Below are 25,474 nucleotides of genomic sequence, written 5' to 3'. Positions count from 1 at the left end.
ATACCCAGGTAATTTAGTCAACTATTAGGCCAAAGCTATGATCCGTATTTCCGATTCTGCACAAGCGCACTTTGCCAAACTGCTGGCAAATCAGGAAGAAGGGACGCAGATCCGCGTGTTTGTGATCAATCCAGGCACTCCGAATGCAGAATGTGGTGTCTCTTATTGTCCTCCGGACGCAGTGGAAGCGACTGACACTGCCCTTAAATTTGAACAGCTCACGGCTTACGTTGATGAGCTGAGCGCACCGTATCTTGAAGATGCGGAGATCGACTTCGTCACCGATCAGCTGGGTTCTCAGTTGACCCTGAAAGCGCCAAACGCCAAAATGCGTAAAGTGTCTGACGATGCCCCCCTGATGGAGCGCGTCGAGTACCTGCTGCAGTCTCAGATCAACCCACAGCTGGCGGGCCACGGCGGTCGTGTTTCCCTGATGGAAATCACTGAAGACGGCCTGGCGATCCTGCAGTTCGGCGGCGGCTGTAACGGTTGTTCAATGGTTGATGTCACGCTGAAAGAAGGGATCGAGAAGCAGTTGCTGAACGAATTCCCGGAACTGAAAGGTGTGCGCGATCTGACCGAACACCAGCGCGGCGAGCACTCTTACTACTAAGTGTCCGCCTGCTTTTGCCCGGTGGCGCTATGCTTACCGGGCCTGCTTTCCCCTCCCTGCCTTGCCTCCCCATATGTTGACCTGCGTCTCATAATTCAAATTTAGCCCCCCAGGGTGATTCTCAACCACGACATGTTACCCGTATCATTCTCGTGGGCACTAAGCACCTTCATAACAGCCGACTAAACTTAATAGTTTCCAAGGCAACAGTATTAGTGCCGTTAACACTCTGTTCCCAGTTGGGACAATCGGAATTTGTCGTTGAAACAATGACGTTACCCATAACAATTCAAAGGCCAGGTAAATCATGCCATTAGTCATCGTTGCTATCGGTGTTGTGTTATTACTGCTCTTGATGATCCGTTTCAAAATGAACGGGTTTATCGCTCTGGTTCTGGTGGCACTTGCAGTCGGTCTGATGCAAGGGATGCCGCTGGTGAAAGTCATCAGCTCCATTAAAGCCGGTGTCGGCGGCACGCTCGGTAGCCTGGCACTGATCATGGGCTTTGGCGCTATGCTCGGCAAAATGTTGGCAGACTGTGGGGGCGCCCAGCGTATTGCCACCACGCTGATTGCCAAATTTGGTAAGAAGAATATCCAGTGGGCGGTTGTGTTAACCGGGTTTACCGTCGGTTTCGCACTGTTCTATGAAGTGGGCTTCGTGCTGATGCTGCCACTGGTGTTCACCATCGCAGCGGCAGCGAACATTCCACTGCTGTATGTCGGTGTACCGATGGCCGCCGCGCTGTCCGTTACGCACGGTTTCCTGCCACCACACCCGGGTCCAACCGCGATCGCCACCATCTTCCATGCCGATATGGGTAAAACCCTGCTGTTCGGTACGATTCTGGCAATCCCGACGGTGATCCTGGCCGGCCCGGTTTATGCCCGCTTCCTGAAAGGGATTGATAAGCCTATCCCGGAAGGTCTGTACAGCGCGAAAACCTTCACGGAAGAAGAGATGCCTGGTTTTGGCGTCAGCGTCTGGACCTCTCTGGTACCGGTCATCCTGATGGCGATGCGTGCCGTGGCGGAAATGATCTTGCCAAAAGGCCACCCGTTCCTGTCCGTTGCCGAATTCCTGGGCGACCCGGTGATGGCGACGCTGATTGCGGTGCTGATTGCGATGTTCACCTTCGGCCTGAACCGTGGTCGTTCAATGGATCAGATTAACGACACCCTGACCTCTTCCATCAAAATCATTGCCATGATGCTGCTGATTATCGGTGGTGGCGGTGCGTTCAAGCAGGTGCTGGTCGACAGCGGCGTGGATAAATACATCGCGGCCATGATGCATGAAACCAATGTGTCACCGCTGCTGATGGCGTGGTCTATCGCTGCGGTGCTGCGTATCGCGCTCGGCTCTGCAACCGTTGCAGCAATCACCGCCGGTGGTATCGTTGCGCCGCTGATTGCGACGACGGGCGTGAGCCCTGAGCTGATGGTTATCGCGGTAGGTTCCGGTAGCGTGATTTTCTCTCACGTGAACGATCCGGGCTTCTGGCTGTTCAAGGAATATTTCAACCTGACTATCGGTGAAACCATCAAGTCCTGGTCTGCACTGGAAACCATTATTTCGGTATGTGGTCTGGTCGGGGTTCTGCTGTTGAACATGGTTATCTGATATCAAAAAGCCGGGTAGCTTGCGCTTACCCGGCTTTCTTCTCTCTGTGAGACTACCGCGTTTTACCCACCGCTTTTCTGCGCTTATCCAAATCCTTAATCAGCCTGTTCACCCCGTCATCGGCAAACATCTTCTCAAGCGTGATGGACAATTTGCGACGCCAGTTCTTGTACTGATAGCTGGTACCCGGAATGTTCACCGGCTCCGCCATATCAATCCAGTCTTCCGGCTGCAGACCCAGCAGGGCACTGTTGCTGTCGGCGATATAGCGCTGCAATCCGCGGTTGAGCGTAGGCGTCATCGACATCAGTGATGCCTTATGCCCGGCGCGTTTCGGCAGGCAACCATGCTTGTGTAACGCATCAAGCAACCCTTGCTTCGCCAGTTCGCGATCCTGATACAGCCCACGTAAGACCTCTTCATCCGGATACAGGCCCAGCGTTTTACCGAGCGTCAGATCGCCGCTTTCCCAATAGCCACGAAGCGTAGGAAGGTCATGCGTCGTCGCGACTGCCATTGACTGTTCAGGGTACGCTTTCGGCGCGCGGAAGGTTTTCTCATGGTCGTTTTCAAAATAGAGCACTTTATAGGAGTAAACACCGCTGTCGCGGAGCTTACTGACAATCTCAACCGGCACGGTACCGAGATCTTCGCCGATCACCATGCACTGATGACGTTTACTCTCCAGCGCCAGGATCGAGAGCAGATCGTCAACCGGATACTGTACATACGCGCCGTGGTCAGCCGTTTCACCATAAGGGATCCACCACAGACGCAGGACGGACATCACGTGGTCAATTCGCAGCGCGCCGCAGTTTTGCATGTTGGCGCGCAGCAGGTCGATAAACGGCTCGTAAGCCCGCGCAGCCATGACGTGCGGATCCATCGGCGGCAAGCCCCAGTTCTGGCCGAGCGGGCCAAGAATATCCGGCGGTGCGCCCACGGAGGCCTTCAGGCAATAAAGCTCGCGGTCACACCAGGTTTCCGCCCCGCCTTCTGCCACGCCAACGGCCAGATCGCGGTACAGGCCGATCGGCATTTTATAGCCCTGGCTCACCTGCCAGCAGGCGGCAAACTGGCTGTAAGCCAGCCACTGCAGCCAGAGGAAGAAATCCACCTCGTCAGCATACTTTTTGCAGAACACCTGCACTTCGGGCGTATCGACAGATTGATACGCTTCCGGCCATACCGGCCAGCCCCAGCGCATTTCGTCCTCTTTTACCTGATAAGCGTGCAATGCATCGAACGCCGCCTGCCAGTAAAGGCTCTCGCCTTCCTGAGCTACAAACTGGCGGAAAGCCGACATTTGCTCGTCATCACGCTGCGAAAAACCTTTCCACGCCAGACGTAACGCGGCCATTTTCAGTGCGGTGACGGTGGCATAGTCTACCCAGTCCGTCTCGCGCGCCTGCTTCAGCGCCTGCTGAGTGGTCGTGAGGTTCCACCACGCCTGCGCCTCTTTGCTGCTTTTGAAATCGTCTAAGGCATTCACGTCAATGTAAATCACGTTCAGCCAGCGACGGGATGACGGGCTGTACGGACTGGCACTTTCCGGGTTCGCCGGATAGAGCGCATGGATGGGGTTGAGGCCGATAAACGCACCGCCGCGCTCGCCCACATCCGCCAGCATCTTTTTCAGGTCGCCAAAATCGCCGATACCCCAGTTGCTGTCAGAGCGCAGCGTGTAGAGCTGCACGCAGGCCCCCCACAGCTTTTTACCCTCGAGCAACGCCTGCGGCTCATAGCAGCGTTTTGGCGCAACAATCACCCGACAATGAAAACGCTGGTCGTCCTGCGTGAGGGTTAACGTGTGATAGCCCTCCGGCAGTTTTGCCGGAAGATTAAGCGCTTTGCCACCGGTGGCGTGGCCTTTGTGCTGTTGCCCCTCTTCGGTCGTGAGCAGCCAGCTAAATTCGCCGCGCCCGTTTACCGTAAGCGGCATCTTCTTACCGGCGGTAAACACCTTCACGTTCGGCACCGGAGCAACCGACGCTTTCGCGTCGGTCTTGTGCATGGCATCCAGCAAACGTCTTTTGGTGTCGGCGCCAATAGACTGTGGTTTGCCGTGAGCATTAATGTAACTGAGGCTGATCCCCGCCGCCTGCGCGGCACTGTCCAGACGTTTACTCTCCATCGCGCTTCCTTAGCGTTTTGCCTGCCAGATACGAGCCTGATAATCACGGATTGAGCGGTCAGAACTGAACATCCCGCAGCGGGCGGTGTTCAGAATGCACGCCCGGGTCCATGCTTCCTGGTCGCGATACAGCACATCGACCTGTTTTTGCGCGTCCACATAGGCCGTAAAGTCCGCCATGACCAGATACGGGTCACCGCCGTGTTTGTCCATGCTGTGCAGCATCTGGTCAAAGGCATGTTTATCGCCATCGCTGTACTTACCGCTTTCCAGCTCTTTCAAAACCGCATCAAGAACTTTGTCTTTCTTACGCCATTTCACCGGGTCGTAACCTTTGGCTTTGAGGGCTTTCACTTCTTCGACGGTATGGCCGAAGATAAAGATGTTCTCTTCCCCCACCTTTTCGGCGATCTCGACGTTCGCGCCGTCGAGCGTACCGACGGTCAGCGCACCGTTCAGCGCCAGCTTCATGTTGCCGGTACCGGAAGCTTCTTTCCCTGCCGTGGAGATCTGCTCGGAGATATCCGCCGCCGGGATCAGCATCTCAGCTGCAGAGACGCAGTAGTCCGGCAGGAACACCACCTTCAGCTTGTCACCCACTTTCGGATCGTTATTGATGGCCGCGGCCACTTTATTAATGGCGAGGATAATGTTTTTCGCCAGGTAGTAGCCCGGTGCGGCTTTCGCCCCAAACAGGAACACGCGCGGTACGCGGTCAGCCTGCGGGTTCTCGCGGATCTCTTTATACAGCGCCAGAATGTGCAGCAGGTTCAGGTGCTGGCGTTTGTACTCATGCAGACGTTTGATCTGAATATCGAAAATGGCGTTCGGGTTGATCTCAATCCCGGTACGCGCTTTGACAAAATGCGCCAGACGCACTTTGTTTTCGAGCTTAATGGCGCGGTACTGCTCGCGGAATGCCGCGTCGTCGGCATACTTTTCCAGATTGATAAGCTGGTCCAGATCGTTGGCCCACTCTTTCTTCAGGGTTTTGTCCAGCAAGCCGGCCAGCAGCGGGTTGCACTGCTTAATCCAGCGACGCGGCGTGATGCCGTTGGTCACGTTATGGAATTTGGTCGGCCACAGCTGGTGGTATTCCGGGAACAGGTCTTTCACCACCAGATCCGAGTGCAGCGCCGCCACACCGTTCACCGCAAAACCGCTCACCACGCACATGTTCGCCATGCGCACCTGTTTGTCATGTACCACAGCCAGCTTCGCCCACACCGCTTTGTCGCCCGGCCAGGTTTTATCCACTTGCTTTTTAAACGCGTCGTTAATCTTGTTGATGATCTGCATATGACGTGGCAGCAGGGCTTTCACCAGCTTCTCATCCCAGCACTCCAGCGCTTCAGGCATCAGGGTGTGGTTGGTATAGGCAAACGTACGGCTGGTGATCGCCCACGCGTCATCCCAGCTCAGTTGGTGCTCGTCAATCAGCACGCGCAGCAGTTCAGGAATCGCAATCGTCGGGTGCGTATCGTTAAGCTGGATCACTTCGAAGTCCGGCAGCTGCGCCAGCTTGCGGCCCGCCAGGTGATGACGACGCAGAATATCCGCAATGGAACAGGCACACTGGAAGTACTGCTGCATCAGACGCAGTTTCTTGCCCGCCAGATGGTTGTCGTTCGGGTAAAGGACTTTGGTCAGTTTCTCAGCGTCGATCCCCTGCTGCTCGGCACGCAGGAAATCGCCGTCGTTGAATTTGGTCAGGTTGAAGGGATGAGCGTGCTTTGCCTGCCACAGACGCAGCGGTTGCGCCACGCCGTTACGGTAGCCCAGCACCGGCAGATCCCAGGCTTCGCCGGTCAGGGTAAACGCAGGCTCCCACAGCCCCTGCTTCGTGACTTTACCACCAATGCCCACCTGCACATCAAGCTGTGCATTGTGGCGGAACCAGGGGTAAGTATTACGGTGCCAGTCATCCGGCGCTTCCATCTGATGACCATCAGCAAACGACTGACGGAACAGGCCGTACTGGTAGTTCAAACCGTAGCCAATGGCCGACTGACCGACGGTGGCCATCGAGTCAAGGAAACAGGCCGCCAGACGTCCCAGACCACCGTTACCCAGCGCCGGGTCAATCTCTTCTTCCAGCAGGTCGGTCAGGTTAATGTCATGCTCTTTCAGCACATCACCCACCTCCTGATACCAGCCGAGGTTCAGCAGGTTGTTACCTGTCAGACGGCCAATCAGGAACTCCATTGAGATGTAGTTAACGTGGCGCTGGTCTTTCGCCGGTTTTGCCAACGGTTGAGCATCCAGCTGCTCCGCGAGCGCACCGCTCACTGCCTGCCACCACTGGTGAGGCGTCATCTCGTTTGCAGCGTGAAGGCCAAAACGCTGCCACTGACGCGTCAGGGCAGCCTGGAATTGAGCTTTGTTAAAGGTAGGCTGTGACATAGGGAATTGGCATCCTGTAGAGAGAAAACACATGTTGGCGCTAGTGTGCCAGGCTCATTTCGCCTCTTCCTCATCCCGCAGGGGATTAGGCAGGGAGGAGTAGCGGGGATGAGCATAAAAGTGTGATCAAGGCCACTCTGAGAGCATAGTGCGAGTGTGCCAGGAAGAAAAAAAGATAACCGGGGAGAATGTCAAAAAAATGAAATACAGTTTCGGATGAAATTAATCCGCGCCGAAATGATTACTTACGCAGAATAATATTTCTGCAATGGGGCCTTACCTAAGGGGATTATTAATCTCACTCAACTTTACCCGAACTTTATTAAATTTGACGTCACTATACCTTTCTGAAACCAGTTTCAGCGTAACCGTGTGACACTGGGACAAGCCAGCGCTGACGCGGTGTTAAAGCCATTCTGGAAAAGTTCCGGTACTCGCCTGAATGTTTTGTGACAGAGTGCAAATTCAGAGCCACAAAACCCAGACATAACTTGCAATAGTTCTCTTTCTGGCCGACCTTATAGCTATTAATTACGAAGCGCAAAAAAAATAAATTCTCTCGTTCCCCACAGTGAAGTGAAAACTATGTTGATTCCGTCTAAATTAAGTCGCCCGGTTCGTCTTGACCATACAGTGGTCCGCGAGCGTCTGCTGGCTAAACTTTCCGGCGCGCATAATTTCCGACTGGCGCTGGTTACGAGCCCTGCAGGTTATGGAAAAACAACGCTCATTTCGCAATGGGCCGCAGGTAAGAGCGACCTTGGCTGGTACTCCCTTGATGAGGGCGATAACCAGCAAGAGCGTTTTGCCAGCTATCTGATTGCTGCCATTCAGCAGGCAACCAACGGACACTGCGTCGCCAGTGAGGTCATGGTGCAAAAGCGCCAGTACGCCAGTCTGTCTTCCCTTTTCTCACAGCTGTTTATCGAACTGGCCGAATGGCATCGCCCGCTGTACGTGGTGATTGATGATTATCATCTCATCACTAACCCGGTTATCCATGAATCGATGCGTTTCTTCCTGCGTCATCAGCCGGAAAACCTGACCCTGGTCGTGCTGTCGCGTAACCTGCCGCAACTGGGCATCGCCAACCTGCGTGTGCGCGATCAGCTGCTGGAAGTCGGCAGCCAGCAGCTGGCCTTTACCCATCAGGAAGCCAAACAGTTCTTTGACTGTCGACTGAACTCGCCAATTGAGGCCTCCGAAAGCAGCCGTCTGTGTGATGATGTCGCCGGCTGGGCGACGGCGCTGCAGCTGATTGCTCTCTCTGCCCGGCAAAATAACAGCCCGACGCACCAGTCTGCGCGTCGCCTGGCGGGGATTAACGCGAGCCATCTTTCTGATTATCTCGTCGACGAAGTGCTGAACAGCGTTGATCCGTCGACCCGAAATTTCCTGCTCAAAAGTTCTCTGCTGCGTTCCATGAACGACGCGCTGATCGTGCGCGTGACCGGCTGTGAAAACGGTCAGCTGCAGCTGGAAGAGATTGAACGCCAGGGCCTGTTCCTGACCCGAATGGACGATCCCGGCGAGTGGTTCAGCTATCACCCACTGTTCGGCAGTTTCCTGCGCCAGCGCTGTCAGTGGGAGCTTGCGACGGAACTGCCGGAAATCCATCGCGCCGCCGCCGAAAGCTGGATGGCCCAAGGTTTCCCGAGCGAGGCGATTCACCACGCGCTTGCCGCCGGTGATGCCGGCATGCTGCGCGATATCCTCCTTAACCACGCATGGGGCTTGTTTAACCATAGCGAGCTGACGTTGCTTGAAGAGTCACTGAAAGCCCTGCCGTGGGAGAGCCTGCTGGAGAATCCGCGCCTGGTGCTGCTGCAGGCCTGGCTGATGCAGAGCCAGCATCGCTACAGTGAAGTAAATACCCTGCTGGCACGTGCCGAGCAGGAGATGGAAAGCGATATGGATGCCACCCTGCACGGCGAATTCAACGCCCTGCGAGCGCAGGTGGCGATTAACGACGGTGATCCGGAAGAGGCAGAGCGCCTGGCGATGGTTGCGCTGGATGAACTGCCGCTGGCCAATTTCTACAGCCGTATTGTGGCCACCTCGGTACACGGTGAAGTTCTGCACTGCAAAGGCGAGCTGACGCGCTCCCTTTCGCTCATGCAACAAACTGAACAGATGGCCCGCCGCCACGATGTCTGGCATTACGCGCTGTGGAGCCTGATCCAGCAAAGTGAAATTTTGTTTGCGCAGGGGTTCCTGCAGGCCGCCTGGGAAAATCAGGAAAAGGCCTTCCAGCTGATTCGTGAGCAGCATCTGGAACAGCTGCCGATGCACGAGTTCCTGCTGCGCATTCGTGCACAGCTTCTTTGGGCATGGTCGCGTCTGGATGAAGCGGAAAGCTGCGCCCGTCAGGGTGTGGACGTTCTCTCCAGCTTCCAGCCACAGCAGCAATTGCAGTGTCTGGCGCTGCTGGTCCAGTGCTCGCTGGCGCGTGGCGATCTCGATAACGCCCGCAACCACCTTAACCGTCTGGAAAACCTGCTCGGTAACGGTCAGTACCACAGCGACTGGGTGTCCAACGCCGATAAGGTGCGGGTGATTTACTGGCAGATGACCGGCGACAAAAAATCCGCCGCTAACTGGTTACGTCAGACCCCTAAACCGGAATTTGCCAACAACCACTTCCTGCAGAGCCAGTGGCGCAATATTGCCCGCGTCCAGATCCTGCTCGGTGAATTAGAACCTGCCGAAATCGTGCTGGAAGAGCTTAATGAAAACGCCCGCAGCCTGCGTCTGATGAGCGATCTCAACCGCAACCTGCTTCTGCTGAACCAGCTTTACTGGCAGGCGGGCCGCAAAAACGATGCCCAGCGCGTCCTGCTGGAAGCGCTGCAGCTGGCGAACCGCACCGGGTTTATCAGCCACTTTGTCATTGAAGGTGAAGTGATGGCCCAGCAGCTGCGACAGTTGATTCAACTCAATACGCTGCCAGAGCTGGATCAGCATCGTGCCCAGCGTATTCTGCGCGAGATTAACCAGCACCATCGCCATAAGTTTGCGCACTTTGATGAGAACTTTGTTGAACGTCTGCTGAACCATCCGGAAGTACCGGAACTGATCCGCACCAGCCCGCTCACTCAGCGCGAATGGCAGGTGCTGGGGCTAATCTACTCAGGCTACAGCAACGAGCAGATCGCCGGTGAACTGGCGGTGGCGGCGACGACCATCAAAACCCATATCCGTAATCTCTATCAGAAGCTGGGCGTCGCCCATCGTCAGGATGCGGTGCAGCATGCACAGCAGCTGCTGAAGATGATGGGGTACGGCGTGTAATTCCGGTGCGCGTGGGTGCCCTCACCCGGCCTGTTTTGCAGAAACTAAAAACGGCAACCTTCGGTTGCCGTTTTGCTTTTACGTCAGCACAGTTCCAGCTGCAGATTATTATCCTTAATCACCTGCATCACGCCTGCCGGCGGCATCACGTCGGTATAAACCGCATCAACCATGCTGATGCTGCCCATATTCACCATCGCGTTACGGCCAAACTTGGAGTGGTCCACCACGAGCATAACGTGGCGTGAATTCTCAATAATCGCACGCTTGGTGCGGACTTCATGATAATCAAACTCCAGCAGGGAGCCATCGCTGTCGATACCGCTGATCCCGAGAATGCCGAAATCGAGACGGAACTGAGAGATAAAGTCGAGCGTCGCTTCACCGATGATACCGCCGTCGCGGCTGCGTAACTCGCCGCCCGCAAGGATGATGCGGAAATCGTCTTTCTGCATCAGGGTATTCGCGACGTTCAGGTTATTGGTCACGACGCGCAGGTTTTCATGATCCAGCAGCGCATGGGCGACGGCTTCCGGCGTGGTGCCGATATCAATAAACAGCGTCGCCCCGTTAGGGATCTGGCTGGCGACTTTCCGCGCAATACGCTCTTTCTCCGCCGTTTGCGTGGCTTTACGGTCATGCCATGAGGTGTTGACCGAGCTGGACGGCAGCGCCGCCCCGCCGTGGTGGCGCAGAATACGGTTTTGATCGGCAAGGTCGTTCAGGTCACGACGAATGGTCTGCGGGCTGACGGCAAACTGCTCGACCAGCTCTTCGGTGCTGACATATCCCTGTTTTTTAACCAGTTCGATAATGGCGTCATGACGTTGTGTTTGTTTCATCAATTATCCCTGAGAATTATGTTCGTTTTCGCGCATGGAGCGTGTCGGCAAACGCCATCGCCAGCCCAACGGCCAGCCCGGTGACGTGTGCACCATTGGCGATAGACATACCAAACAGATCAAACCATCCGGCAATTAGCCATATTAACGCAAAGGTTATTAACCCGCGTTGCAGATAGATGCCACTTTCAGGATCGCGCTCACCTCTGAGCCAGACATAGCCCATCAGGGCATACACAACACCTGATAATCCGCCAAACCACGGGCCGCTGAATTTGTGCTGCACATAGCCACTCAACAGGGCACTGATGACGGTGATCACAATCAGCTTCCCGCTGCCCAGACGCTTCTCGACGGCACCGCCAAGGTACCACCACCACAGCAGGTTAAAGAGAATATGCATCACCGAGAAGTGCATCAGCGCGTGGGTAAAATAGCGCCAGACGTCAACGTCCAGTGAAGGGTCATAGGGCCATGCCAGGGCGATCATGACGCTCTGGTCGCCGACCACGTTCATCATAATGAACACGATAATGCAGGCCGCCATCAGCAGCAGCGTAAAAGGACCCGCGCGTTTGCGCACGGTGGCAAAGAAGGGAAAACGGCGATAGTGCAGCCCGCTGCCCGTCTGGCCTGATTGCCAGCTTGCGGCCAGATAGCGCGGGTCGCCAGGGTTCTCAAGGAATCGCGCCAGCTCCTCATTTACCCTCGCGGCCTGGCTCTCGTCGGCCAGCCACACATCGGTCTGATGATGTTGCTGGATGGTCAGAATAACGCCCTGCGTCGCCATATAGTCGACAAACGCCTGGGCGACGCGCGGGTTGGTAAAAGAGGTGATCATCAACATGGGCAGCCGTCGCTTATTTCCACACAAAAGGGGACAGTATAGCGGTATCAGCGCTCAAACGCGTATTCAACTTCTGCCGGGAAATGACGATGCCAGGCATCGAAGCCGCCATCGACGCTGTAAACCGCATCGTAGCCCTGCTGAAGCAGGTACTGCGCTGCACCTTTACTGCTGTTGCCGTGGTAGCACATGACCATCACCGGCGTGTCGAAGTCGTTATCGCGCATAAACGCGGCCAGGGAGTCGTTGGTCAGGTGGAACGCGCCTGGCGTGTGGCCCATCGCAAAGCTCTGTGGATCGCGGATGTCCACCAGCACAGCCGTTCCCTGGTGCATTTTCTGATGGGCTTCTTCTACGTTAATACATTCAAACTGATCCATGGTGCTCTCATCTTATATTCAGGTGTGGTGCGCTTCCTCTCACCCCCACTCTCTCCTGAAGTGAGAAGGATGGGCGAGGGCATCAAGCGGCACTATTTTACCCCGTAGTGTACGTCCTGGCGGCGGGTAAACGCCATTATGTTATCCATATCACTCTAAATTGTTTTTTTGATGTTACCAAAAGCGCGTTCCTTTGCTATTATGAGCGATATCGAACATTTCTGAGCTTTAACGAAAGTGCGTGAGGGTGTTATGGAAACCAAAGATCTGATTGTGATAGGCGGTGGCATCAACGGTGCCGGGATTGCGGCCGATGCTGCAGGACGCGGTTTATCCGTGCTGATGCTGGAAGCTAACGATCTCGCCTGCGCGACCTCGTCCGCCAGCTCCAAACTGATCCACGGTGGCCTGCGCTACCTGGAACACTACGAATTCCGCCTGGTCAGCGAAGCCCTGGCCGAACGTGAAGTGCTACTGAAAATGGCCCCGCACCTGGCGATTCCGATGCGCTTTCGCCTGCCCCACCGCCCGCATCTGCGTCCGGCGTGGATGATTCGAATCGGTCTGTTTATGTACGATCATCTGGGCAAACGTACCAGCCTGCCAGGATCGACCGGTTTGCGTTTTGGCTCAGAATCGGTCCTTAAACCTGAAATCGTGCGCGGATTCGAATATTCCGACTGCTGGGTAGACGATGCGCGTCTGGTCCTTGCCAATGCGCAGATGGTGGTGAAAAAGGGCGGCGAGGTGAAAACCCGCACCCGCGCCACGGCTGCCCGTCGTGAAAACGGCCTGTGGGTTGTTGAAGCGGAAGACGTGGATACCGGCGAGAAGTTCAGCTGGAAAGCGCGCGGGCTGGTGAACGCCACCGGTCCGTGGGTGAAACAGTTCTTTGATGAGGGAATGCACCTGCCTTCGCCGTACGGCATCCGCCTAATCAAAGGCAGCCACATTGTCGTGCCACGCGTGCATACCCAGAAGCAGGCCTATATCCTGCAGAACGAAGATAAACGTATCGTGTTTGTGATCCCGTGGATGGACGAGTTCTCCATCATCGGCACCACCGACGTGGAGTACAAAGGCGATCCGAAAAATGTCGAGATCGACGAAAGTGAAGTCAGCTACCTGCTGAAAGTGTATAACGCGCACTTCAAAAAACAGCTGGCACGCGATGACGTGGTCTGGACCTACTCCGGCGTGCGTCCGCTGTGTGATGACGAATCGGACTCACCGCAGGCTATCACCCGCGATTATACGCTGGATATTCATGACGTGGACGGCCAGGCACCGCTGCTGTCGGTCTTTGGCGGCAAGCTCACTACCTATCGTAAGCTGGCCGAACACGCACTGGAAAAACTGGTGCCGTACTACAAGGGCATTGGCCCGGCCTGGACTAAAGGAGCCGTATTGCCTGGCGGCGATATCGGGGATAACCGCGATGATTATGCCGCGAAACTGCGCCGTCGCTACCCGTTCATCACCGAAGGGATGGCGCGTCACTACGCCCGTACCTACGGCAGTAATACGGAATGGATCCTGGGTGAAGCCAAAACGCTTGCCGACCTGGGTGAACATTTCGGTCACGAACTCTACGAAGCCGAGCTGCGCTATCTGGTTGAGAACGAGTGGGTGCGCCGCCTGGATGATGCCATCTGGCGTCGTACCAAAGAAGGGATGTGGCTGGATGCCGAGCAGCAGTCGCGCGTGGCGCAGTGGCTGGCGCAGAACGCGGGAAAGCGTGAGCTGTCATTAGCATCGTGATGTAAAAAAGCCCGGTGGCGTTACGCTTCCCGGGCCTGCAGATCGCACAAGCCGGGTCAGGCGAAGCCGCCACCCGGCTCTGTTTTTTTATAACCGCACGGGATCGATATGCCAGATAGTTTCAGCGTATTCTTTGATAGTACGGTCTGATGAGAAATACCCCATATTGGCGATGTTATGCATCGCGGCGCTGGTCCACTTCTCCTGCTGACGGTACAACTCGTCCACGTTGTCCTGACAGTCGACATAGCTGCGGTAATCCGCCAGCACCTGATAGTGGTCACCAAAGTTAATCAGTGAATCGACCAGATCGCGATAGCGGCTCGGCTCTTCAGGGTTAAACACGCCGGTGGCGATTTGCGTCAACACCTGACGCAGCTCTTCATCTTCTTCGTAGTACTCGCGCGGCGAGTAGCCCTTCCTGCGAAGCGCCTCCACCTCCTCCGTCGTGTTACCGAAGATAAAGATATTCTCTGCCCCCACATGTTCCAGCATCTCAACGTTCGCGCCATCCAGCGTACCGATGGTCAGTGCGCCATTCAGGGCAAACTTCATATTACTGGTGCCGGAGGCTTCCGTACCGGCCGTGGAAATCTGCTCAGACAGGTCCGCCGCCGGAATGATCAACTGTGCCAGACTCACACTGTAGTTCGGGACAAAGACCACCTTCAGCTTGTCACCGATATCCGGATCGTTGTTGACCACCTTCGCCACATCATTGATGAGATGAATAATGTGCTTCGCCATGTAGTATGCCGACGCCGCCTTACCGGCAAAGATTTTCACCCGTGGCACCCAGTCGGCCGTTGGGTCGGCTTTGATGCGATTGTAGTGCGTGATGACGTGCAGCACGTTCATGAGCTGTCGCTTGTACTCATGGATACGCTTGATTTGCACATCAAACAACGCTTTCGGGTTGGCCACTACGTTCAGGTGCAGCGCAAGATACACCGACAGCCGCTTCTTGTTCAGAAGCTTGGCTTCACGCACGGCTTTGTTCACCGCCGGGAAATCCAGGTGCTGTTCAAGCTCACCCAGCTGACTCAAATCGGTACGCCAGGTGCGGCCAATATGTTCGTCCAGGACGTCGGAGAGCGGCTGGTTAGCCAGCGCCAGCCAGCGACGCGGGGTAACACCGTTCGTCACGTTGCAAAAACGCGTCGGGAAGATCTTCGCGAAATCAGCAAACAGCGACTGCACCATCAGGTTCGAGTGCAGTCCGGAAACCCCGTTCACCTTGTGGCTGATCACCACCGCCAGCCAGGCCATACGCACGCGGCGACCGTTGGATTCATCAATGATTGAAGCCCGGCTCAGCAGGCCAGTATCGTTCGGATACTGCTCCTGCAGCGTCTTCAGGAAGTAGTCGTTAATCTCAAAGATAATCTGCAGATGGCGCGGCAAAATTTTACCGAGCATGTCGACCGGCCAGGTTTCCAGCGCTTCGCTCATCAGGGTGTGGTTGGTGTACGAGAAGACCTGGCAGGTCACTTCAAACGCATCATCCCAGCTGAACTTGTGCTCGTCGATCAGCAGACGCATAAGCTCGGGGATCGAAAGCACCGGGTGGGTGTCGTTGAGGTGAATGGCGGTTTTTTCCGCCAGGTTACTGTAGGTTTTGTGCAGCTGATAGTGACGGCTCAGGATGTCCTGAATCGTCGCGGACACAAGGAAATACTCCTGACGCAGACGCAGTTCGCGTCCGGAATAGGTCGAGTCGTCCGGATAAAGTACGCGGGAGACGTTTTCAGAGTGGTTTTTATCTTCCACCGCCGCAAAATAGTCGCCCTGGTTGAATTTACCGAGGTTGATTTCGCTACTGGCCTGGGCGCTCCACAGGCGCAGGGTGTTGGTGGCATCGGTGTCGTAGCCGGGGATAATCTGGTCATAGGCCACGGCCAGGATCTCTTCCGTCTCAACCCAGCGGGATTTTTTTCCCTCCTGCTGAATACGGCCACCAAAGCGCACTTTGTAGCGCGTGTTGTGTCGTTTGAATTCCCACGGGTTGCCGTACTCAAGCCAGTAGTCCGGAGACTCTTTCTGTCGGCCTTCCACAATGTTCTGCTTGAACATGCCGTAGTCGTAGCGAATCCCGTAGCCGCGGCCCGGCAGGGCCAGCGTCGCCAGCGAGTCCAGGAAACAAGCGGCCAGGCGCCCCAGGCCACCGTTACCGAGGCCCGGGTCGTTCTCTTCGTCAATCAGCTCTTCTAAATCTAACCCCATCTCTTCCAGTGCGGTTTTGACGTCGTCATAGATACCGAGCGACAACAGCGCATTGGACAGCGTGCGGCCAATCAAAAATTCCATCGACAGGTAATAAACCTGCCGCGTTTCCTGCGAGAGCTGGGCGCGGTTAGAGCGCAGCCAGCGTTCCACTAAGCGGTCACGCACGGCAAACAGCGTGGCGTTCAGCCACTCGTGTTTGTTGGCGATGACCGGGTCTTTCCCGATGGTGAACATCAGCTTATAGGCGATAGAGTGCTTTAACGCCTCAACGCTGAGCGTGGGTGAAGAATAGCTAAAAGGAGCATTCATATCAGTAACTTCGCCTCGTTACATCAAGCGTTGATAAAGGTCGCGGTATGACTGCGCCGCAACGTGCCAGCCAAAGTCCAGAGACATCGCCTGACGCTGAACGTAACGCCACAGAGATGGACGGGACCACAAGACGAAAGCACGCCGAATCGCCCGCAGCAGCGACCAGGCATTACTGTCCTCAAAGACAAACCCGCTGGCGATACCGTCCGCAAGGTTTTCCAGAGAACTGTCCGATACGGTATCCGCCAGCCCGCCGGTACGACGTACCAGCGGCAGCGTGCCGTATTTCAGGCCATAGAGCTGCGTCAGGCCACACGGTTCGAAACGGCTCGGCACCAGAATGACGTCAGCACCGCCCATAATCCGGTGCGAAAACGCTTCGTGATAGCCAATCTGCACCCCTACCTGCCCGGGGTGTTCCGCCGCTGCCGCAAGGAAACCTTCCTGCAGCACCGGGTCGCCGGCGCCGAGCAGCGCCAGTTGTCCTCCCTGCTCCAGTAAGCCCGGCAGCGCCTCCAGCACTAAATCCAGCCCTTTCTGGCTGGTCAGACGGCTGACGACGGCGAACAGCGGCACTTTATCGTTCACCTTCAGCCCCATCGCAATCTGCAGCTGGCGTTTGTTTTCCGCTTTGTCTTCCACGGAATCGCGGCCATAGCGTGCCGCCAGCAGAAGATCGGTCTCCGGATTCCAGATCTGCTCATCAACGCCGTTGAGGATCCCCGACAGGCGGCCCTCACGATGGCGCTGTCGCAGCAACCCTTCCAGACCGTTACCAAACTCCGGCTGGGTAATTTCCCGGGCGTAGGTCGGGCTCACGGCCGTAATGTGATCGGCGTAGTAGATGCCGGCTTTCAGGAACGAAATCTGCCCGTTAAACTCCAGCCCGTGCATGTTATAGAACGACCATGGCAGATCGATGTCATTCATGTGATGGGCATAGTACATGCCCTGATACGCCAGGTTGTGAACGGTAAAGACCGATTTCGCCGGGTGGCCGCGCGCCGCCAGATACGCCGGTGCAAGCCCGGCGTGCCAGTCATGAGCGTGTACCACATTCGGGCGCCAGAACGGATCCAGCCCGGTTGCCATTTCAGCACCGACCCAGCCGAGCAGTGCGAAACGCAGCACGTTGTCGGTATAGGCGAACAGGTTCGTATCGTGATACGGGCTACCCGGTCGATCGTATAAATGCGGCGCATCAATCAGGTAAATGCCTACGCCATTGTAATGTCCAAACAGCAGGGTGATGCGTCCGGCGAAGGTTTCACGACGAGTGACCACCTTTGCATCTGGAATACCACGCCGGATATCCGGAAAAGCGGGCAACAGAACTCGGGTATCTACACCCCCGGCGATTTGCGCCGCAGGCAATGCGCCAAGAACATCCGCCAGACCGCCCGTTTTTAACAACGGGAACATCTCAGAACATACATGTAAAACCTGCATTATCGCTCCTGTTTGACCTGCAGCTTCCGCAACATTTCCCGTGTTACTAACACGATCCCCTCTTCCGAACGGTAGAAACGACGCGCGTCTTCTTCCGCATTTTCACCAATCACCATGCCTTCAGGTATGACGCAGGCACGGTCGATAACGCAACGGCGCAGACGGCATGAGCGTCCGACCCAAACATCCGGCAGCAGCACCGCCGAATCGATATTACAGAATGAGTTCACGCGCACGCGGGGGAACAGCACCGACTGCACCACCACCGATCCTGAGATAATGCATCCGCCGGACACCAGCGAGTTCAGCGTCATGCCGTGACTGCCGGAGCGGTCCTGAACGAATTTCGCCGGCGGCAGCGATTCCATGTGGGTACGGATTGGCCAGTTCTGGTCGTACATATCCAGTTCAGGCGTCACCGACGCGAGATCGAGGTTTGCCTTCCAGTAGGCCTCCAGCGTTCCGACGTCGCGCCAGTAAGGTTCAGCATTCGGATCAGACTGCACGCAGGACAACGGGAAGGGATGTGCATACGCCATGCCAGCTTTGGTAATTTTCGGAATGATATCTTTGCCGAAGTCGTGGCTGGAGTTTTCGTCTTTGTCGTCTTCTTCCAGCAGCGCGTAAAGATAATCGGCATCAAAGACATAGATCCCCATGCTGGCGAGCGATTTGGTATCGTCCCCTGGCATTGTCGGTGGGTTCGCCGGTTTTTCGACAAAATCGATAATCTTGTCGTCGGCGTCGACGTGCATCACCCCAAATGCCGTCGCCTCAGCAACAGGCACGGGCAGGCATGCCACGGTGCAACGCGCCCCTTTTTCGACGTGGTCGATCAGCATATGGGAGTAGTCTTGCTTGTAGATATGATCGCCCGCGAGGATCACGATGTATTCCGCGTTATAACGGCGAATAATGTCGAGGTTTTGCGTCACCGCATCCGCCGTCCCGCGATACCAGTTCTCACCGTGAACGCGCTGCTGGGCAGGCAGAAGATCGACAAACTCATTCATCTCTTCACTGAAGAATGACCAGCCGCGCTGGATGTGCTGCACCAGAGTATGCGACTGATACTGCGTAATGACGCCAATGCGGCGAATGCCTGAGTTCAGGCAGTTGGAGAGCGCAAAGTCGATAATACGGAACTTACCACCAAAGTGGACGGCAGGTTTGGCGCGTTTGATGGTCAAATCTTTCAGACGAGTACCACGCCCGCCTGCGAGTATCAGGGCAACAGTTTTTAATGGTAGCTGGCGTGCCAACATTAAGGGATCGTTCTTCTCTAATCTAACCATGACTAACTCCTTTTTTATCATCTTTGGAATACGCACACTCCGTGCGCAGGCCCGTGCCAGACAGCCATTACTACCGGATTATCCGCTCCGGCAAATGGGGGAACAGCGCGCCATTCCCCGTCAGGTAAAACAATCTCAGCGACGTCATCCGTCGCGTTCAGCGTGACCAGCCACCTCTCCGAAAGCAGGATTTGCAGGCGTGGTACGCCGTGTTGCCACTCTTGCGCGCTTAAGGGTTGCGCGTCTTGATTCAGCCAGCGGACATTACCGTCGCCCTCTTCCCACCAGCGATCGGCGGTGAGCGCGGGAATTTGCTGGCGAAGATGGATCAGCGCAGCGGTAAAGTGAATCAACCCGCTGTTCGCTTCACCCCAGTCGAGCCAGGTCAACGTGTTGTCCTGGCAATACGCATTGTTGTTACCATGCTGACTGTGACCATGTTCATCGCCTGCCAGCAGCATCGGCGTGCCCTGCGACAATAACAGCGTTGTCAGCAGCGCATGCACGCTGGCGCGTCGCCGCTCGATAACATCAAGGCTTCCGCCTAACCCTTCTATACCATGATTGAAGCTATGGTTATTGTTAGTGCCATCGCGATTCTCCTCGCCGTTCGCTTCATTGTGTTTCTGATTGAAACAAACGCAGTCCCGGAGCGTAAAACCGTCGTGCGCCGTCAGCAGGTTGATCGTCGCAGACGGTCGTTTGCCATCGCGCTTAAAAAGATCGCTGGACCCGGCAAAGCGTCCGGCGAACTCCCCCAGCGACAGATTCCGTTCCAGCCAGAAGCGGCGCGCGGCATCGCGATAGTGATCGTTCCACTCGGCAAACAGGGGCGGGAAATTCCCGACCTGATAACCCCCTTCACCGATGTCCCACGGCTCGGCAATGAGCTTCACCTGTGACAGCACCGGACAGTTTTTAATCGCTTCAAACAGCGGCGCCTGCTGGCTGAAGGCCGGCGTACGCCCCATAACGGGTGCCAGATCAAAACGAAAACCGTCGACGTGGAACGTGTCCACCCAGTACTTCAGGCATTCATACGCGAAATGCATGACCGCCGGGTGGCTGAGATTGAGCGTGTTACCGCAACCGGTCCAGTTGAAGTAATCGCCATCGTCCCTGATCCAATAATAGCTACGGTTATCAATTCCGCGCATGGAGAGCGTCGGTCCATCGAGATCGCTTTCCGCACTGTGGTTCAGTACCACGTCCAGAATGACCTCAATACCTGCCGCATGAAGCGCCTTTACCGCATCACGAAACTCGTCCCGCGCCTTGTCCGGATGAGCGGCATAGCGGGGTTCGAGCGCAAACATCGCCAGCGGGTTGTAGCCCCAGTAGTTACTGAGCCCCAGCCGCTGCAGACGAGGTTCACTGGCAAAATGCGCGACGGGCAACAGCTCCAGGGCCGTGATCCCGAGGTGCTTAAGGTAGGCAATCATGGTCGGATGACCGAGCGCCTTGTAGGTGCCGCGCATCTCTTTCGGGATTGACGGATGCAGATACGTCAGCCCTTTGACATGCGCCTCGTAGATAACGGTGTTGCCCCACGGCGTGCGCGGCGGGGCATCGTCTTCCCAGTCGTAGAGATCGTTCACCACCACGCTTTTAGGCGCCACGGGGGCGCTGTCGCGGTGGTCGGGTTCACCGTAGCCGACATGGAAAATAGGGTCGTCTTTAAACTCGCCATCCACGCGGTGCGCACACGGATCGATCAGCAGCTTCGCCGGGTTAAACCAGTGCCCCTGCGCAGGTGCCCACGGGCCGTGTACGCGATAGCCGTAGTGCATTCCTGGCCGTCCCCCGGCCAGGTAGCCGTGCCAGGTATCTCCTGTGCGAGACGGCAGGTCGTAACGATGTTCATTACCCTCGCCGTCAAATACGCACAGTTCAACCCGCTCCGCATGGGCAGAAAAGAGCGTGAAATTCACCCCCTTTCCATCAAAACGTGCCCCGAGCGGTTCGGGTTTACCTGCCGTAAGCTGGGTCATTCCCCCTCCCGGATCAGCCAGATGGTACTGAGCGGCGGTAGCGTAAGGCTCAGGGAATTCGGTCGCCCGTGGCTTTCAATGGCATCGCTTTGCACCAGACCACCGTTACCGGCATTGCTGCCGTGGTAGTGCGTGGAATCGGTATTCAGGATTTCACGCCACTTGCCGGCCTGGTTAATCCCGAAGCGATAATGATGGCGCGGTACAGGGGTAAAGTTGCTGGCGACGATAATTTCGTTGCCGGCTTTATCCCGCCGCACAAAGACAAACACCGAGCGCTCATGGTCATCCACCACCAGCCACTCGAAACCGTACGGGTCAAAATCAAGCTCATGCAGGGCTTTGTGGTGACGGTAGGTCAGGTTAAGGTCCCGCACCAGACGCTGTACGCCGTGGTGCCAGTTGTCGCCCCCTTCCAGCAGATGCCAGTCGAGGCTGGTGTCGTGGTTCCACTCGCGCCCCTGGGCGAACTCATTGCCCATAAACAGCAGTTTTTTACCCGGGAAGGCGAACATCCAGCCGTAGTAGGCGCGCAGGTTGGCGAACTTCTGCCATGCATCGCCCGGCATGCGGTCGAGAATGGATTTTTTGCCATGCACCACTTCGTCATGCGACAGCGGCAGCATGAAGTTCTCGGTGTAGTTGTAGAGCAGCCCAAAGGTGAGCTTGTCATGGTGATACTGGCGGTAGACGGGATCCAGCTTCATGTAGTCGAGCGTGTCGTGCATCCACCCCAGGTTCCATTTGTACCAGAACCCCAGTCCGCCGGTTGACGGTGGACGGGAGACGCCAGGGAAGTCGGTGGACTCTTCCGCCATCGTCACCGCACCTTCTACCTGCTCGCCGATAATACGGTTGGTGTTGCGCAGAAACTCAATCGCTTCCAGGTTTTCACGGCCGCCATACTCGTTCGGGATCCACTCGCCTTCTTTGCGGCTGTAGTCGCGGTAGATCATCGACGCCACGGCATCAACGCGCAGGGCATCAATGCCAAAGCGCTCAATCCAGTACAGCGCATTGCCCACGAGGTAGTTTGCCACTTCACGACGACCGTAGTTGTAGATCAGCGTGTTCCAGTCCTGGTGATAGCCTTCGCGCGGGTCGCTGTGCTCGTACAGCTTAGTGCCGTCAAACTCTGAAAGACTAAAATCATCGGACGGGAAATGACCCGGCACCCAGTCGAGGATCACGTTTAACCCGGCGGCGTGCGCGGCATTGATAAAATAGCGGAAGTCATCGCGCGTGCCGAAGCGACGCGTCGGGGCGTACATCCCGGTCGGCTGATAACCCCAGCTTCCGTCGAACGGGTGTTCATTAATTGGCAGCAGCTCAAGGTGGGTAAAGCCCATCCATTTCGCGTACGGAACCAGCTGGTCGGCAAGCTCCCGGTAGCTGAGCCAGAAGTTATTATCGGTATGGCGACGCCAGGAACCGAGATGCACTTCGTAGACGGAGATTGGCGCATCAAAGCGGTTGGCCTGCTTGCGTTCTTCACTCTGGACAACTTTTTCCGGCAGGCCGCAAATCATTGACGCGGTTTCCGGACGCATCTGCGCTTCGAAGGCGTACGGGTCGGACTTAATACGCAGCTTGCCTTGCGCATCGATCATCTCGAATTTATACAGCTGGCCGTTGTGCGCGCCGGGGATAAACAGCTCCCAGATACCGCTTTCGCGGCGCAGACGCATCGGGTGACGACGGCCATCCCAGTAGTTGAACTGGCCGACAACGGAAACTCGCTGGGCGTTAGGCGCCCACACGGCAAACCGCGTGCCGGTGATGCCATCCATCGTATCGGCATGGGCACCCAGCGTTTCATAAGGTCGCAGGTGGGTACCTTCAGACAGCAGCCACGCGTCCATCTCCTGTAAAAGAGGCCCAAAACTGTAGGGATCATCGATGAGATTTTGCTGACCATGCCAGATAACGGCAAGCTGATAACGAAAAGGGTTTTTACGACGGGGCATTACGCCCGAAAAGAAGCCACGAGAATCGAGGCATTCCAGATTGCCGACCTTGCGGCCGGTTTTGGGTTCGATAACCCACACTTCTGTGGCATCCGGTAACAGTGCCCGGACTTCCAGCCCGGCCTCGGTACGGTGCATCCCCAGTACGGAAAAGGGGTCGGCAAAATGACCCGCAATAAGCGCATTAATCACGTCTCTATCCACACGATCGGACATGGTATTCATCCTGTTTTTTATGTCGTCCTTTTTTAGCGCCTGGGACGACTTTAATGTGACCTGAACGGGCATCCTCTCAGCCCCGTCCTAACCTCAGGTAAGAAATAACTCTTCCTTAAAGCATAGCCAACGCTCTAAATGACTCCTGATAAAAAATAAGACATATGCGTTTTACTCCATGTAGTACGCGGAAAAGGGGGTGAAAATCACCCCCCAGGGTTTAACAAATTATTACGCCAGCTGGCGCAGCATGCGACGCAGCGGCTCGGCTGCGCCCCACAGAAGCTGGTCGCCGACGGTGAATGCAGAAAGGAACTCCGGCCCCATGTTCAGCTTACGCAGACGACCCACCGGGGTGGTCAGCGTGCCGGTGACGGCAGCCGGGGTCAATTCACGCATGGTGATGTCGCGATCGTTTGGAACCACTTTCGCCCACGGGTTGTGTGCAGCCAGCAGCTCTTCCACGGTCGGAATCGACACATCTTTTTTCAGTTTAATCGTGAAGGCCTGGCTGTGGCAGCGCAGCGCGCCGATACGTACGCACAGACCGTCAACTGGAATGGTGTTCGCGGTATTGAGTATTTTGTTGGTCTCAGCCTGACCTTTCCACTCTTCGCGGGTCTGGCCGTTATCCAGCTGTTTGTCGATCCACGGGATCAGACCACCGGCCAGCGGTACACCAAAATTATCCACCGGCAGCTCGCCGCTGCGGGTCAGCTCGGTGACTTTACGCTCGATATCGAGAATAGCGGAGGCCGGGTTTGCCAGCTCGGTTGCAACGCTGTGGTGCAACTGGCCCATCTGCGTCAGCAGCTCGCGCATATGGCGCGCACCGCCGCCGGACGCGGCCTGGTAAGTCGCCACGGAGACCCACTCCACCAGGTCCTGCGCGAACAGGCCGCCGAGGGACATCAGCATCAGGCTGACGGTGCAGTTACCGCCGACAAAGGTTTTTACGCCGTTGTTCAGGCCGTCGGTGATGACGTCCTGGTTGACCGGGTCGAGAATGATGATGGCATCGTCTTTCATGCGCAGTGAAGACGCCGCATCAATCCAGTAGCCCTGCCAGCCGCTTTCACGCAGCTTTGGATAAATTTCGTTGGTATAATCGCCGCCCTGGCAAGTGACAATAATGTCGAGTGCCTTCAGCGCTTCCAGATCGAAAGCATCCTGCAACGTACCGGTGCTGCCGCCAAAAGAAGGTGCAGCCTGGCCGAGCTGGGAAGTGGAGAAGAAGACCGGGCGGATGGCGTCAAAATCGCGCTCTTCAACCATGCGTTGCATGAGAACAGAGCCGACCATACCGCGCCAGCCGATAAAACCAACGTTTTTCATAGCATTTTTTTCCTGCAGAGGGTGTGTGCTGATTGTGCAAACCAGTATTCAACTGGGATATGCTTCACATTACAAAATGCTGCCAAAGTCGCAAGCGAAATTAATCGATGATGGCCCGCCAATCAGAAATAGCGCTAATCATCATAATAACCATAGAGAGTTTCAGGGATAATTTTAATGAGTGAAATCATATCCGCGGCGGTTTTATTGATCCTGATAATGGATCCTCTGGGCAACCTGCCTATCTTCATGTCGGTGCTGAAGCACACCGAACCCAAACGCCGTCGGGCGATCATGATCCGCGAGCTGCTTATCGCGCTGCTGGTGATGTTCATCTTCCTGTTTGCCGGTGAGAAAATCCTCGCCTTCCTGAATCTGCGTGCCGAAACGGTTTCGATTTCCGGTGGGATTATCCTGTTCCTGATAGCGATTAAGATGATTTTCCCGAGTGCCGAAGGCAGCAGCAGCGGCCTGCCCGCGGGGGAAGAGCCGTTTATTGTGCCGCTGGCGATTCCCCTTGTCGCCGGACCGACGATTCTGGCAACGCTGATGCTGCTGTCGCATCAGTACCCCAATCAGATGAGCCATCTGGTGATTGCCTTGCTGATTGCCTGGGGCGGGACGTTTATCATTCTGCTGCAGTCGTCGTTGTTCCTGCGCCTGCTGGGTGAGAAAGGCGTAAACGCGCTGGAGCGCCTGATGGGGTTGATTCTGGTGATGATGGCGACGCAGATGTTCCTGGACGGGATCCGCGCGTGGATGAAGGGCTAGGTAAAAACAAAAAAGGA

16 protein-coding genes are annotated in these 25,474 nt (G+C 56.1%); 5 read left to right on the top strand and 11 right to left on the bottom strand.

Translation table 11 applies throughout. The features are described from left to right. Positions 1-37 precede the first annotated feature (37 nt). Positions 38-613, top strand: a complete 576-nt coding sequence (gene nfuA / locus BJP35_RS01000) for a Fe-S biogenesis protein NfuA (protein ID WP_003861601.1) — start codon at positions 38-40, stop codon at positions 611-613. Between the two features lie 307 nt (positions 614-920). Further along, entirely contained in the window at positions 921-2,237 is a 1,317-nt protein-coding gene (gntT, locus tag BJP35_RS00995) for a gluconate transporter (protein ID WP_014171973.1), read from the top strand. Positions 2,238-2,289: 52 nt separating this feature from the next. Here the strand turns inward: gntT and malQ are convergent, their stop codons facing one another. Continuing rightward, a complete protein-coding gene (gene malQ, locus BJP35_RS00990; protein ID WP_086462858.1) occupies positions 2,290-4,371 on the bottom strand; it encodes a 4-alpha-glucanotransferase in 2,082 nt (693 codons plus the stop codon). A gap of 9 nt (positions 4,372-4,380) precedes the next feature. After that, positions 4,381-6,774, bottom strand: coding sequence for a maltodextrin phosphorylase (gene malP / locus BJP35_RS00985; RefSeq protein WP_025202851.1), 2,394 nt, complete (start codon positions 6,772-6,774; stop codon positions 4,381-4,383). 585 nt (positions 6,775-7,359) lie between these two features. Here malP and malT point away from each other — a divergent pair. Next, complete coding sequence (gene malT / locus BJP35_RS00980) at positions 7,360-10,065, top strand: HTH-type transcriptional regulator MalT (RefSeq protein ID WP_020884564.1); 2,706 nt, start codon at positions 7,360-7,362, stop codon at positions 10,063-10,065. An 83-nt stretch (positions 10,066-10,148) separates the two neighbouring features. On the opposite strand, the gene BJP35_RS00975 is transcribed toward malT, so the two are convergent. The 3 genes from BJP35_RS00975 to glpE are packed head-to-tail and all read right to left on the bottom strand — an operon-like array spanning position 10,149 to position 12,134. Then, positions 10,149-10,907 (bottom strand): DeoR/GlpR family transcriptional regulator, encoded by a 759-nt coding sequence (locus BJP35_RS00975; RefSeq protein WP_008503060.1) that lies wholly within the window; start codon positions 10,905-10,907, stop codon positions 10,149-10,151. A 16-nt stretch (positions 10,908-10,923) separates the two neighbouring features. Continuing rightward, on the bottom strand, positions 10,924-11,754 hold the full coding sequence (gene glpG / locus BJP35_RS00970; protein WP_086462857.1) for a rhomboid family intramembrane serine protease GlpG: 831 nt from the start codon (positions 11,752-11,754) through the stop codon (positions 10,924-10,926). A 47-nt stretch (positions 11,755-11,801) separates the two neighbouring features. Next, positions 11,802-12,134, bottom strand: a complete 333-nt coding sequence (gene glpE / locus BJP35_RS00965) for a thiosulfate sulfurtransferase GlpE (protein WP_041162890.1) — start codon at positions 12,132-12,134, stop codon at positions 11,802-11,804. A 252-nt stretch (positions 12,135-12,386) separates the two neighbouring features. On the opposite strand from glpE, the gene glpD reads away from it, so the two are divergent. After that, the gene (gene glpD, locus BJP35_RS00960; RefSeq protein ID WP_020884561.1) at positions 12,387-13,895 is read left to right on the top strand and encodes a glycerol-3-phosphate dehydrogenase; all 1,509 of its coding nucleotides are present in this window, start codon (positions 12,387-12,389) and stop codon (positions 13,893-13,895) included. An 87-nt stretch (positions 13,896-13,982) separates the two neighbouring features. On the opposite strand, the gene glgP is transcribed toward glpD, so the two are convergent. The 6 genes from glgP to asd all read right to left on the bottom strand — a co-directional run bounded on the left by glgP (position 13,983) and on the right by asd (position 24,686). After that, positions 13,983-16,430 (bottom strand): glycogen phosphorylase, encoded by a 2,448-nt coding sequence (gene glgP / locus BJP35_RS00955; protein ID WP_014171981.1) that lies wholly within the window; start codon positions 16,428-16,430, stop codon positions 13,983-13,985. An 18-nt stretch (positions 16,431-16,448) separates the two neighbouring features. Then, positions 16,449-17,882, bottom strand: coding sequence for a glycogen synthase GlgA (gene glgA, locus BJP35_RS00950; protein WP_014171982.1), 1,434 nt, complete (start codon positions 17,880-17,882; stop codon positions 16,449-16,451). Next, positions 17,882-19,177 (bottom strand): glucose-1-phosphate adenylyltransferase, encoded by a 1,296-nt coding sequence (gene glgC / locus BJP35_RS00945; protein ID WP_020884559.1) that lies wholly within the window; start codon positions 19,175-19,177, stop codon positions 17,882-17,884. The genes glgA and glgC overlap by 1 nt, the downstream gene beginning before the upstream one ends. A gap of 17 nt (positions 19,178-19,194) precedes the next feature. After that, positions 19,195-21,168: a glycogen debranching protein GlgX gene (gene glgX, locus BJP35_RS00940; RefSeq protein ID WP_025202848.1), complete on the bottom strand. Its 1,974-nt coding sequence runs from the start codon at positions 21,166-21,168 to the stop codon at positions 19,195-19,197. Further along, the gene (gene glgB / locus BJP35_RS00935) at positions 21,165-23,351 is read right to left on the bottom strand and encodes a 1,4-alpha-glucan branching enzyme (protein ID WP_086462856.1); all 2,187 of its coding nucleotides are present in this window, start codon (positions 23,349-23,351) and stop codon (positions 21,165-21,167) included. Before glgB ends, glgX begins: the two co-directional genes overlap by 4 nt. 231 nt (positions 23,352-23,582) lie before the next feature. Continuing rightward, complete coding sequence (gene asd, locus BJP35_RS00930; RefSeq protein ID WP_014171986.1) at positions 23,583-24,686, bottom strand: aspartate-semialdehyde dehydrogenase; 1,104 nt, start codon at positions 24,684-24,686, stop codon at positions 23,583-23,585. A 177-nt stretch (positions 24,687-24,863) separates the two neighbouring features. On the opposite strand from asd, the gene yhgN reads away from it, so the two are divergent. Further along, positions 24,864-25,457 (top strand): NAAT family transporter YhgN, encoded by a 594-nt coding sequence (gene yhgN, locus BJP35_RS00925; RefSeq protein WP_003861574.1) that lies wholly within the window; start codon positions 24,864-24,866, stop codon positions 25,455-25,457. The last annotated feature ends 17 nt before the right edge of the window (positions 25,458-25,474 follow it).

Origin of the sequence: Enterobacter sp. J49 (genome assembly GCF_002148625.1) — a bacterium.
Classification (GTDB): domain Bacteria; phylum Pseudomonadota; class Gammaproteobacteria; order Enterobacterales; family Enterobacteriaceae; genus Enterobacter; species Enterobacter ludwigii.
Note: the sequence above shows the minus strand (reverse complement) of the source record. Positions and strands in the feature narration are given on the sequence as shown.

Coding starts and splice junctions, on each gene's coding strand:
- nfuA (WP_003861601.1), top strand. CDS start 38: ATGATCCGTATTTCCGATTCTGCACAAGCGCACTTTGCCAAACTGCTG.
- gntT (WP_014171973.1), top strand. CDS start 921: ATGCCATTAGTCATCGTTGCTATCGGTGTTGTGTTATTACTGCTCTTG.
- malQ (WP_086462858.1), bottom strand. CDS start 4,371: ATGGAGAGTAAACGTCTGGACAGTGCCGCGCAGGCGGCGGGGATCAGC.
- malP (WP_025202851.1), bottom strand. CDS start 6,774: ATGTCACAGCCTACCTTTAACAAAGCTCAATTCCAGGCTGCCCTGACG.
- malT (WP_020884564.1), top strand. CDS start 7,360: ATGTTGATTCCGTCTAAATTAAGTCGCCCGGTTCGTCTTGACCATACA.
- BJP35_RS00975 (WP_008503060.1), bottom strand. CDS start 10,907: ATGAAACAAACACAACGTCATGACGCCATTATCGAACTGGTTAAAAAA.
- glpG (WP_086462857.1), bottom strand. CDS start 11,754: ATGTTGATGATCACCTCTTTTACCAACCCGCGCGTCGCCCAGGCGTTT.
- glpE (WP_041162890.1), bottom strand. CDS start 12,134: ATGGATCAGTTTGAATGTATTAACGTAGAAGAAGCCCATCAGAAAATG.
- glpD (WP_020884561.1), top strand. CDS start 12,387: ATGGAAACCAAAGATCTGATTGTGATAGGCGGTGGCATCAACGGTGCC.
- glgP (WP_014171981.1), bottom strand. CDS start 16,430: ATGAATGCTCCTTTTAGCTATTCTTCACCCACGCTCAGCGTTGAGGCG.
- glgA (WP_014171982.1), bottom strand. CDS start 17,882: ATGCAGGTTTTACATGTATGTTCTGAGATGTTCCCGTTGTTAAAAACG.
- glgC (WP_020884559.1), bottom strand. CDS start 19,177: ATGGTTAGATTAGAGAAGAACGATCCCTTAATGTTGGCACGCCAGCTA.
- glgX (WP_025202848.1), bottom strand. CDS start 21,168: ATGACCCAGCTTACGGCAGGTAAACCCGAACCGCTCGGGGCACGTTTT.
- glgB (WP_086462856.1), bottom strand. CDS start 23,351: ATGTCCGATCGTGTGGATAGAGACGTGATTAATGCGCTTATTGCGGGT.
- asd (WP_014171986.1), bottom strand. CDS start 24,686: ATGAAAAACGTTGGTTTTATCGGCTGGCGCGGTATGGTCGGCTCTGTT.
- yhgN (WP_003861574.1), top strand. CDS start 24,864: ATGAGTGAAATCATATCCGCGGCGGTTTTATTGATCCTGATAATGGAT.